Origin of the sequence: Thiobacillus sp. SCN 63-57 (genome assembly GCF_001725555.1) — a bacterium.
Taxonomy (GTDB): Bacteria; Pseudomonadota; Gammaproteobacteria; order Burkholderiales; family Thiobacillaceae; genus Thiobacillus.
In genome coordinates this window covers 72710-83311 of record NZ_MEGP01000021.1, presented here as the reverse complement: position 1 = coordinate 83311, position 10602 = coordinate 72710, and the positions used below count along the sequence as shown (strand labels likewise).

13 protein-coding genes are annotated in these 10602 nt (G+C 63.0%); 6 read left to right on the top strand and 7 right to left on the bottom strand.

Annotated features, from left to right (window positions below):
- From ABT23_RS09955 to ABT23_RS09940, 4 genes are all read left to right on the top strand, one after another.
- A partial coding sequence (locus ABT23_RS09955) for an efflux RND transporter permease subunit (RefSeq protein WP_296634443.1) occupies positions 1–2035 on the top strand: 2035 nt, incomplete at its 5' end.
- Between the two features lie 131 nt (positions 2036–2166).
- The gene (locus tag ABT23_RS09950) at positions 2167–2640 is read left to right on the top strand and encodes a rubrerythrin family protein (RefSeq protein ID WP_296634440.1); all 474 of its coding nucleotides are present in this window, start codon (positions 2167–2169) and stop codon (positions 2638–2640) included.
- Positions 2641–2681: 41 nt separating this feature from the next.
- Positions 2682–2855, top strand: a complete 174-nt coding sequence (locus ABT23_RS09945; protein ID WP_018506996.1) for a rubredoxin — start codon at positions 2682–2684, stop codon at positions 2853–2855.
- 58 nt (positions 2856–2913) lie between these two features.
- Positions 2914–4050 (top strand): FAD-dependent oxidoreductase, encoded by a 1137-nt coding sequence (locus ABT23_RS09940; protein ID WP_296634437.1) that lies wholly within the window; start codon positions 2914–2916, stop codon positions 4048–4050.
- 14 nt (positions 4051–4064) lie between these two features.
- Here the strand turns inward: ABT23_RS09940 and merR are convergent, their stop codons facing one another.
- Positions 4065–4478, bottom strand: coding sequence for an Hg(II)-responsive transcriptional regulator (merR, locus tag ABT23_RS09935; protein ID WP_296634434.1), 414 nt, complete (start codon positions 4476–4478; stop codon positions 4065–4067).
- A 63-nt stretch (positions 4479–4541) separates the two neighbouring features.
- On the opposite strand from merR, the gene ABT23_RS09930 reads away from it, so the two are divergent.
- A complete protein-coding gene (locus ABT23_RS09930) occupies positions 4542–4757 on the top strand; it encodes a GDCCVxC domain-containing (seleno)protein (RefSeq protein ID WP_296634431.1) in 216 nt (71 codons plus the stop codon).
- A 9-nt stretch (positions 4758–4766) separates the two neighbouring features.
- Here ABT23_RS09930 and ABT23_RS09925 read toward each other — a convergent pair whose 3' ends face one another.
- Positions 4767–5213, bottom strand: coding sequence for a rhodanese-like domain-containing protein (locus ABT23_RS09925; RefSeq protein WP_296634429.1), 447 nt, complete (start codon positions 5211–5213; stop codon positions 4767–4769).
- A gap of 103 nt (positions 5214–5316) precedes the next feature.
- Here ABT23_RS09925 and queD point away from each other — a divergent pair, with 103 nt between their 5' ends.
- On the top strand, positions 5317–5670 hold the full coding sequence (queD, locus tag ABT23_RS09920; protein WP_296634426.1) for a 6-carboxytetrahydropterin synthase QueD: 354 nt from the start codon (positions 5317–5319) through the stop codon (positions 5668–5670).
- Positions 5671–5772: 102 nt separating this feature from the next.
- On the opposite strand, the gene ABT23_RS09915 is transcribed toward queD, so the two are convergent.
- From ABT23_RS09915 to ABT23_RS09895, 5 genes are all read right to left on the bottom strand, one after another.
- The gene (locus tag ABT23_RS09915) at positions 5773–5943 is read right to left on the bottom strand and encodes a hypothetical protein (protein ID WP_018506983.1); all 171 of its coding nucleotides are present in this window, start codon (positions 5941–5943) and stop codon (positions 5773–5775) included.
- 215 nt (positions 5944–6158) lie between these two features.
- A complete protein-coding gene (locus tag ABT23_RS09910) occupies positions 6159–6491 on the bottom strand; it encodes a hypothetical protein (RefSeq protein ID WP_296634424.1) in 333 nt (110 codons plus the stop codon).
- Positions 6492–6549: 58 nt separating this feature from the next.
- The gene (locus tag ABT23_RS09905) at positions 6550–7689 is read right to left on the bottom strand and encodes a hypothetical protein (protein WP_296634422.1); all 1140 of its coding nucleotides are present in this window, start codon (positions 7687–7689) and stop codon (positions 6550–6552) included.
- Between the two features lie 156 nt (positions 7690–7845).
- On the bottom strand, positions 7846–8100 hold the full coding sequence (locus ABT23_RS09900) for a hypothetical protein (RefSeq protein ID WP_296634420.1): 255 nt from the start codon (positions 8098–8100) through the stop codon (positions 7846–7848).
- Positions 8101–10527 (bottom strand): outer membrane beta-barrel protein, encoded by a 2427-nt coding sequence (locus tag ABT23_RS09895; protein WP_296634417.1) that lies wholly within the window; start codon positions 10525–10527, stop codon positions 8101–8103. It abuts the gene before it with no gap.
- Between the last annotated feature and the right edge of the window lie 75 nt (positions 10528–10602).

Genomic DNA, 10602 nt, shown 5'->3' with positions numbered 1-10602 from the left:
CGTCATCTTCGCCTTCCTGCACAATGTCCGCGCCACGCTGATCGCCGCGCTGGTGCTGCCCAGTTCGCTGCTGGGCACCTTCGCCTTCATGCATCTGCTAGGCTACAGCCTCAACAACCTGAGCCTGATGGCGATCACGCTGGCGATCGGTTTCGTGGTCGACGACGCGGTGGTGGTCATCGAGAACATCGCGCGCCACCTGGAAATGGGCAAGTCGCGCATGCAGGCCGCGCTCGACGGGGCGCAGGAGATCGGCTTCACCGTGCTGTCGATGACCATCTCGCTCGCAGCCGTCTTTCTGCCCATTCTCTTCATGGGCGGCATGATCGGGCGGCTGTTCCAGGAATTCGCGGTGAGCATCGGCATTGCCGTGCTGCTCTCCGGCGTGGTGGCGCTGACGCTCACACCGATGCTGTGCGCGCGCGGGCTGGTCAACGAACCGCTCGACAATCGCCTGTCGCGCCTGTTCGATGCGGGCTTCAACCGCTTCCGGGATTTTTACGGCGACACCCTGCGCGCGTCGATGCGCCACCGCGGTGGCATGCTGCTGTTCTCGGTGGTCGTGCTCGCCGCCATGCTGTGGCTGGCGGGCCACGTCAAGCAGGGATTCATTCCGCGCGTCGACTCCGGGATGATCTTCGCCAGCGTGCAGTATCCGGAAGGCATTCCGTTCGACGAACTGAGCAAGCGCCAGGAGGCACTCGCCGCCCTTGTGCAGAAGCACCCGGCGGTCGAAGGCCTGATGTCGAGCGCCGGCCAGGGCGGCGGCGGGGTGACCGGCGGCAACATCGGGCGCCTGGTGATACGTCTGACCCCGCGCGGGACGCGCAAGAGCGCAGACGAGGTGATCGACGAACTGCGCGCGATCACGCGCAAGGTCAGCGGCGTCAACGCCACCTTCCAGAACCCGGCTTCGATCAACGTCGGCGCGCTGGCCTCCAGCAGCGATTACCAGCTGACGCTCATTTCGGGCGATTTCGAGGCACTGAAAACGGCGTCGGCCGAGGTCGAGAAGCGGCTTGAAGCGCTGCCCCAGATCGAGGACGTCGACAGCAATCTCGAACTGCGCAATCCCGAATTGCGCGTCACGCTCGATCCGCTGGAAGCCGCCCGGCTCGGCATCACTTCCCAGCAGGTCCAGCAAACGCTGTACGACGCACTGGGCGGGCGCCGCATCAGCGAAATCTACGGCACGAGCGACCAGTACGTGGTGAGCGTCAAGGCGCTGCCCGAAGCGCAGCTGGACCCGGCGGTCATCGGTCAACTGCCCCTGAGAACGGCGGCAGGCGGGATCACGCGGCTGGATGCCGTGGCACGGGTCGATCCGGGCGTGGGCCCGATCGCGGTCTACCATTACGGTCAGCAGCCGGCCGTCACGCTGTCCTTCAATCTCGCGCCGGGCGCCTCGCTCGATGCCGCGCTGGCCGCGGCATACGATGCCGCCAGCGAAGTCGTGCCGCCCGAGGTGGCGCTGGAATTCACCGGCGCCGCGCAGAAGTTCCAGGAATCGACGGTCCAGCTGCCTTTGCTTCTACTGTTCACCGTCGTGATCATCTACATGGTGCTGGCAGTACTGTACGAGCATCTTGGCCATCCGCTGACCATTCTCACCGCGCTGCCGCTGGCGGGATTCGGCGCGTTGCTGGTGCTGCTACTGGCCAACGACGAACTCAATATCTTCAGTTTCGTCGGCATCATCCTGCTGGTGGGGCTGGTGAAGAAGAACGGTATCATGATGATCGACTTCGCCCTGGCCCGGCAGCGCGCGGGAATGAGCGCCGAGGATGCCATCGTCGAGGCCTGCCTGGTGCGGCTGCGGCCGATCATGATGACCACCTTCGCCGCCATCTTCGCCACCCTGCCGATTGCCATCGGTTTCGGCACCGGCGGCGAGGCGCGCCGCCCGCTCGGCATCGCCGTGGTCGGCGGCCTGTTCTTCTCACAGTTCCTGACGCTCTACATCACACCCACCTTCTTCGTCAGCATGGCGCGGATGGAAGCAGCCCTGCGGCGCTGGCGCGCCCGTTTCGCCTGAGCGGTTCAGGCAGGTCGATCGATATCATCAATCGTTGTCATCCAAGGTTTCCGTTGGATCGATTGATTTGTAATCTCTAACATTGCTCCTGTCTTGATTGACATCGTAAATCAACCGAACAGGAGCGAATCATGCAGAACACGACGTCCCCGACCATCCAGAACCTCGAGGCAGCCTTTGCCGGCGAGTCCATGGCCCACATCAAGTACCTGTGGTTCGCACGCCAGTGCCGCAAGGTGGGCGACGAAGCGACCGCCAAGGTGTTCGAAGACACCGCCGCGCAGGAAATGCTGCACGCCTTCGGCCATGCCGAACTGCTGTTTTCCGACGAAACGATGACGCCGGCCAAGTGCCTGCAGTATGCGATCGACGGCGAAACCCACGAGTACACCGAGATGTACCCCAAGTTCCGCCACGAGGCGATGATCGAGGGCAACACGGCTGCGGTGGCCGAGATCGACGAGCAGATCGCCGAATCGAAGGAGCACGCCGAGAGGTTCAAGACGGTGCTGGACAAGGCCGCCAAGCGTTTTGCCGCGCTGGCCAAGGTGGAAGAGAAGCACGCGAAACACTACCAGGCGCAAAAAGACGCGATTGCCGCCTGAAGAATTGTTGAAGACGATTTGATCGATTGAAAGGAAATATCATGAAAGCTTGGCAATGTATCGTTTGCGGTTACATCTATGACGAATCCAAAGGCGACCCGGAGCATGGCATCGCCCCCGGCACCCGTTGGGAGGACGTGCCGGAAGGCTGGGAATGCCCCGACTGCGGCGTGGCCAAGGCGGATTTCGAGATGGTTGAAATCACGGCTGCCTGAGCGCCATTAACGTATACGAGGCCGCGCCGATGTGGCCTCCATTCTCCAGGAGCTTTTTATGCCCCCCATCGTCATTGTCGGCTCGGGTCTTGCCGGCTACACCTTGCTGAAGGAAATCCGCAAGCGCGACACGAGCACGCCTGTCACACTCGTTACGGCGGATGACGGCGCCTTCTATTCCAAGCCCAATCTGTCGAACGCCCTGGCGGCGGGCAGGTCTGCGGCTGCACTGGCGGGCGCCACTGCGGAGAAAATGGCGGCCGACCAGCAGGCAACGGTGCTCACGCATACCCGTGTGACTGCGATCGATACACAGAATCAACGCGTGCACACGGGAAGTGGCGCGCTCGACTACGGCAAGCTGGTGCTCGCGCTGGGAGCCGACCCGATTCCGCACGGCCTCTCCGGCAACGGCACGGCCGCGGTGCTGGCGGTGAATGATCTGGCCGATTACGCGGTCTTTCGCGATGCCCTCGACGGCAAGAAGCGCGTCACGGTGCTCGGCGGCGGACTCATCGGATGCGAGTTCGCCAACGATCTGGTACACGCCGGCTTCACGGTCGACGTGGTCCATCTGGGCGCGTGGCCGCTGGAGCGGTTGTTGCCGGTCGAGGCCGGCCGGCGTCTGGCCGATGGCCTTGCTGCGCTGGGCGTGACGTGGCATTTCGGACGAACGGGAAAAAGCGTGGAGCCAACCGCCGCAGGGTATCGGGTGACGCTGGACAACGGCGACACGCTCGCCGCGGATGTTGTGCTTTCCGCGATCGGCCTGCGACCGCGCACCCAACTGGCGCAGGCGGCGGGCATTCCGGTCGGGCGCGGGATCCAGACCGGCCGCCTGCTGGAAACGGGTGCACCGAATGTGTATGCGCTGGGCGACTGTGCCGAGGTGGAAGGCCAGAACCTGCCCTATGTGCAGCCGCTGATGGTCCAGGCGCGCGCGCTCGCGGCCACGCTCACCGGTACGCCGACACCAGTGGTGTATCCGGCCATGCCGGTGATGGTCAAAACGCCGGCGCACCCGGTGGCCGTGTTGCCGCCCAGGCTCGGCGCGTCGGGCGGCTGGAAAGTGGAATGCGGCGACACCGGCATTTGCGCGTTGCATGTGGACGACAACGGCCGTCTGCAGGGCTTCGCGCTCACCGGCAGCGAAACCGGTCGCCGCAATACGCTGGTGAAGGAACTGGCTGCCTGAGTCTGGCGCGGGCGCTACGCGCCGTCATGAGCAAGCGGCGGTTGCAGCGCGTCGATCAAAGGGCAGCGGACTTTGCCCCGCCTGCGGGCGCAGCGGCCGACGAGTTGCGTCAACACGCCCTCGATGCGCTGCAGGTCAGCCAGACGCTTGCGCACATCGGCGAGCTTGCGCTCGGCGATGGTGCGGGCATCCGAACACTGGGTACCGTCATCCAATTGCAATAGCTGCGCAACCTCGTCCAGCGTAAACCCGATGCGCTGCGCCGCCTTGATGAACAGCAGGCGCGCCACGTCCGCCTGGCCGTAGCGACGGATGCCGCGCAGTGGCTTGTCCGGTTCCGCAAGCAGGCCGCGGCGTTGATAGAAGCGGATCGTCTCGACGTTGACCCCGGCCTCCTGTGCCAGCTTTGAAATAGTCAGTCCTTGCATCTTGACTCCGTACGTAGGTACGGAACTTATGCTACGGCCATCGAAGCAATCGGCAAAGCCTCAATGGACGCGAAATACACCCTGGAGTCCGCGCTGACCTGCCCAGTCTGCGGCCATGTCAAGACCGAGACCATGCCTACCGACGCCTGCCAGTGGTATTACGAGTGCGAAGGGTGTCACACAGTACTGATGCCGCTACCGGGAGACTGCTGCGTCTTCTGTTCATACGGCACCGTGCCCTGTCCGCCCGTGCAGGCAGGGGCAGGCTGCCGGGGATGAGGTGGCACGTCAGCAGCGCGGACAGGGCTCAACCGGTAGCTTGCGTGCGATCCAGCCTGGTCCGGCGCTGCTCCCCAACATGCCTTCCTTGATGGTATAGACATGGGTGAAACCCGACGCTCGGAGTACTTCCTGAGCATGGGTGGCGCGGCTGCCGGCGAGGCCGATCAGGCCGATTGATGCATTCCTGTCGCTACCCAGTGCCGTGTCCACCTGCCGTATGAATCCGGCCTCACCCTGTGCGTTCGCCATGTTGATGCGTAGCGCGCCTTGGGCCACGCCGGTTTGCCGCCATTCGTCGGAGGTGCGCACATCGATCAGCGTGAGCGTGCCGGCCTGGACCTGGGCATAGGCATCGGGCGCGGACAAGGTGAGTCCATTGTCGCGGGAGCATGCACCGAGCGACAACAGCGCGAATGCGGCAAGCGCGGCAACCGACAGGCGAGACACCGACATGATCGCTCCACAGCAAGACAGGACGGCGCATAGTGTAGCCGTGGCGAACGGTGTCCGATAGCCGCCGCATAGCCAGCGCGGGCGACATGCGCGAAAATGCCATATGGACATCTTCCGCATCTTCCACCTGCAATGTGCGCGCCGACTGCCTGCCTTGCCGGAATCCCATCCCTGCTCGCGCCTGCACGGCCATTCGTTCAAGATCGAACTGACCGTCAGCGGCGACATCGATCCCGTGCTGGGCTGGGTGCTCGACTTCGCCGACATCGAGACGGCCTGGCGCCCCATCCATGCCGCGCTTGACCATCGCTGCCTCAACGACATCGACGGCCTGGACAACCCGACCAGCGAAAATCTGGCCGTGTGGCTATGGCGGCAACTCAGGCCGGCGCTGCCCGGCTTGAGCGCCGTCTCAGTCATGGAAGCCCATGACGCGGGTTGCATCTACCGCGGCTGACGGCTGCGCAGACCCGGTGCAATAAAAACCGGCCCCCTGACACATGGCATCAGGAGACCGGCGTGGTTGTCGAAGATGGGCCGCTTCAAGTGCCCCCGGGGATTAGAGACCCATGCTGGAAAAATCCAGATCGGCATGCGGTGTGTCGGCCACATTTTCATCGATCATCGCCCAGGTTTCTTCGTCGACGATGTCTTCGGCAGGATGGTGGGCAAAGGCCGAAAACGAGGCGAGCAGGGAGGTGAGTACTGCAGCTTGAAGCATGCTTTTCATAATCTGATTCCTTAAAGAATTGAAAGTGAAACGTCACTCGGCATGCAGCGATCGCGTATCGCGCTGTTCGCGCCGGCCGATGGAAAGCATCTTAGGCAGAAGGGGTGTCGGGCGTGTGTCCTGCCGGCATCAGTGTGTGGCAGTGTGTGTCAGGGGGGCGGGACAAAAAAAGGGCACACGAACCGTGTGCCCTTTGTCCTGCAACGAATCCACGATCAATGCGTGTGCTCGGTGCCGCTGCTCTCATGGCCGGCTTCGGTGCTGGCCTCGTCGTGGCCGCCGGACTTGCCGTGGAAGATCTTGCTTTCCGTCGACTTGCTGCCGCCCTCCGAACTGTCATGGTGCGAGCTGCCGCCTTTGTGGGCACTGCTGCTGTGGCTGCCCCCCTTGTTGCCGCCGCCCATGTACTTCGGACCCTTCTTGCCGTCAGAATGGCCGCTATCGGAATGGCCGTCGGTATGGCTTTCGGCTGCATACGTGACTACGCTTCCCGTTGTCAGAGTTGCAGCCAGCAACACCATCGTTGCCCATCTGCTGTAAGCATTCATGAATCAAAACTCCTGTTGCGTGTGCAAACGCCGGGCGGCGAACCGCCCGGTCAAGCGATCAACGAACGCCGTTGTCGTGAACGAACTCGATCACCTTCAGATAATCGTCCGCAGCGGTCGCGAAGTCGTCCGCGCCACCGACTGGCGTCGGATCGGTCCAGTTGGTGCTGTTGAACACCGCGTCGTACAGATTCACCGTTTCCGCTTTGTACGTCACGCCATCCGGCTGCAGCACCAGCACGGTTGCGGTTGCATTCTTCCAGGTGGTGTAGCGGTCGTAGTTGACGGAGGAGAAGTCATAGTACGTAGTGCCGCTATTGATCCCCAGGATGGAGTCCATGTAGACCACGGTATCCACACTGATGCTGCCGGTCTTGTCCGCAGCCGCGGCCAGCAGCGCAGCCGGATTGAAGTTGGCCGGCAACGTTACACCCGGCAACGTACCCGTCTTCATGTAGGTGTCATACAGCGCCAGGTTTTCCAGCGGCGAATCGATGGCCGTGCCGTTTACCGTCAGGCGGCCGGCGGCGTCCAGCGCAATCACCGCGCCAGATGTCGTGAGTTTGGCAAGTGCTTCATCCAGCGAATGCTGCAGCACCTTGTCCGGCGCGCGCGCCACGCTCAGTCGGCCCAGATCGACCTCGGCCGAATAGACCGGCACGCCGTTGATGGTGGTGGCCAGTTCGCCGTCCACATAGGGAATCACCACCGGATTGCCGGAGGCATCCTTCAGCGGAACCAGGTTGCCGGACGCATCGTAGACGTAGGCGATGACCTGAACCAGGCCGTCGGAGGTCAAGATGGGCACGCCGTTGGCATCGCGCAGCACGACAACCATGTCGCCGAACAGATCGCCCTTCTTGGTGCCCGCACCGACCGGCTTGCCGCCGCCACCGGACTTGCCGCCCTTCACGCCCGCCCACACCGGACGGTCGCTGTCTTCTTCTGCGGCTGGAATGCGGAAAATCTTCTTGCTCGCCTCGCCACCCTTGCCCTGGGCACCCTTCTGGCTGCCTGCCTTGCCCTTGTGGCCGCCGCCCTTCTTGGAGGAACCGCCATCATCTACAGCATGGGCGGCCGAAATCACACCCAGATCCAGACCGGTGACCGAATTGACGGCCAGTGGTACAGCCAGCATGGCAAACATGGTGCCGCCTGCCAGAATCAGTTTTTTGAAATTGTATGTGGGGTATGTCATGTATCTCTCCATATTTGATGACCTTGATCTTTTGCGCCCGGTTTTTCGACCGGGCCAAAATTGCGTTCACTACAATTGCAGACTAGCAGGTCTCTTTAAAACGGCCATTGATTTTTCGCAATGGCCGTTCATTAAATTTTCCTAGGATTCAGTAAGTTAGAAGCGATAGCCGAGGCCCAGGCGGGCCAAGGTTTCCGTGTTGTCGAAGCGCATGATGTCCGCCGTCGGTTGCGAAGGGCTGACTGTCAACGCGTCGTTGTAGCGGGTATAGCTGTAGTCCATGCGAACGAAGGTGTTGCGCGAGGCCGGAATCTCGGCGCCGAGGCCGACGCGTGTACCGTCGAAATTGTCGCTCTGGTTGACCGGCGTACCGGCGCCCCGGCTGTAGAACGTATTGAAGCGGGTCTGCACCTAGCCGATGCGGCCGTAGAGCAGGCTGCCGTTGGGCAGCACATAGCCGATCCGTATGCTGCCGCCATAGCCGCCGCGTTTCTCCGAGGCAAAGTCACGGCCGCCCGAGCCTGCGGTATCCCGTTCGTGTTCCCAGCCGAAATTGGCCGCCTCCGCCTCCAGTTCCAGACCGACATAGATCTGGCTGAAGGTATAGCCGTAGCCGGCGAAGAAGCCGCCGCTGAAGCCGGAGCGGGCGAAGTCGCCGGTGAAGTCATAGGGGCCGACACCGCTATCGTACTGGGTGCCGGTCAGCCGGCTACCCAGGGTGCCGTGACCGAGGTTGGCGCCCATATAGAGGCCGCGCAGTTCGGTGGCCGGGCGTGTGGCGACGAGGGGACGCTGACCGCCGAAACGCCAGCCGAGACCGAGACTGAAGACGGCGTCGCCGGTCTTGAAGGTCTCTGTCGTGGTCGCGCCGCCGCCGGAAGACTGATAGGGCACGTCATAGCTGCCATAGCGGGTGACGCTGTAATCGGTGCGCACGAACAGATTGCGCGAAGCCGGGATTTCAAGGCCCAGCCCGACGCGGTTGCCGGTGAGGGTTTGATCCCGGTCGTAGGCGCCCGTGCTGAACTGGTTCTCGGTGTAGTAGGTATGGAAATCGGTCCGCACCTTGCCGAATTTGCCGTACAGTATGCCGCCGTCGAGCAGGTAGCCGGCGCGCAGGCTCAGGCCATAATTGCTGTCCTTGTCCACAAATACGGTGGGGGCGTCGTTCTTGATCTTGCGGTGTTTCCAGTTGGCGTTGCTGTCGCCGCCGTCGAGTTCGACGCCGAGATACCAGTTGTCGGCGATCTCGGTGCCCCAGCCGCCGAACAGCGCGTAGCTGGCGCCAAAGCCGCCCATGCCGGCGGTGTCGCTGCCGCCGCCGCCGCGTGGACCCCAGGTTGCCGTGGTCAACCCGCCATGACCCAGCTGGGCGCCCAGGTAGAAGCCGGAATACACGCCTTGCGCACGCGGCGCTTCGGGGGCGCCGGCCTCGCGTTCGGGGATGATGGCGTAGTCGCGGTTGCGCGCCGGGGTGTAGCCGACGCTGACCAGCATCTGGTTGCGGCTGTATTGCGCAGCAATGTCGCTGGAGGCCCGGTCGATGATGCGCAGGTCGGCACCCAGATAGACGTTGGGCATCACGTAGTAGCGCAGCCCGGCACCGGCGTCGACGATCTTGTCGACGCGGGCGAAGTCGTTGAAGTCGCTATGCGTGTAGGCGGCGCGGCCGTTGACCGACAGCTTGCTGGTCAGGTGGCGTTCGACCTCGAAGCCGTAGGTCGTGTCGGTCGAGCTGGAGGCATAGCTGGGGCCGCTGAATACGGTGGTTTCTTCGAGCGAGCGGTCGATGAAGAGGGTCGCGGTTGTCAGCGAGGTCGGCTTCCAGACGGTCAGCAAGCCGAAATACGGCTTGGTGATGTCGGAGAACCCGCTGTAGTCGAAATTCTGGCCCATCACGCCGGCGAAGGCTTCGCCCGTCAGGCGCTGTGGCTGCAAGGTGTATTTCACGCCGGCCGCGGCACGGTAACCGTCCGAATCGCGATTGAAGGTCTGGCCAGGGATCAGGTTGTCGTAACGGCGGTTGTCGGTCGCGACCTGGCCAAAGATTTCGTAGCGGGGGGACAGAACATAGCCCAGGCGTACGCCCAGCGAATTCAGGTTGTGGTCCCGATAATCGTTGTTGGTCGGCAGGCCGGAGATGAGCGCACCATTCTTGTAGTCGTAACGGTCGTAGGTGCCGCCAAGACGCAGACGGAAGGCACCGAACGCGTGGGCCACGCCGAGATGGGCTTCGTCGTGGTCGTACAGGGTGGGCTTGATCTGGCCGATATTGCTGCCCGGCGTGGAGCGGTCTTCGTGATCGCGCGAATGGCGGGCGCCGCCAAACACGTTGGTCGTCGGACTGAGGTCATAGCGGCCGTCGAAACCGAGCCAGTAGTCGTTGACGTTTTCCGAGTCGTGGTTGCGGTAACGGTCCAAATCGCCGCCCGCATCGAAGTTCAGCGCGTGTTGCTGCCATTTGGATTTGAGCGCGATCGACGGCGACAGCGTGTAGACCACGTCATCGGTCACGTAGGTGCGCGGGGCGGTGTAGGGGCGCTCGGCGTAGATATTGTCGTCGTAGGTGGCGGCCAGCGACACTTCGGGGAACACCAGGAACGAGCCCCAGGGTATGCCGGGAAACTCGTTCGGCTGGGTCGGGAAGACCGACGTCATCGGGCGGGTCGCCAGCACGGTCGGGACCGTGGCGACGGGCGCGCCGATCTGGGCGCCGCCAGGGGTCTGGTTCTGGGTTTGGACCGGGGGCGTGGTCGGCGGTGCACCCCACACGTTGAACGATGCGGCGCCAAACAGGGTGGCCATGCATGCGGCTAGCGGCTTCAAAGCATATTTCATACGTATTCTCCGGGCAGACTGCCTGCTGGCGCCTCCCCTTTCGTTATTGGGGTTTCAGCGGATCAGGCAAAATCG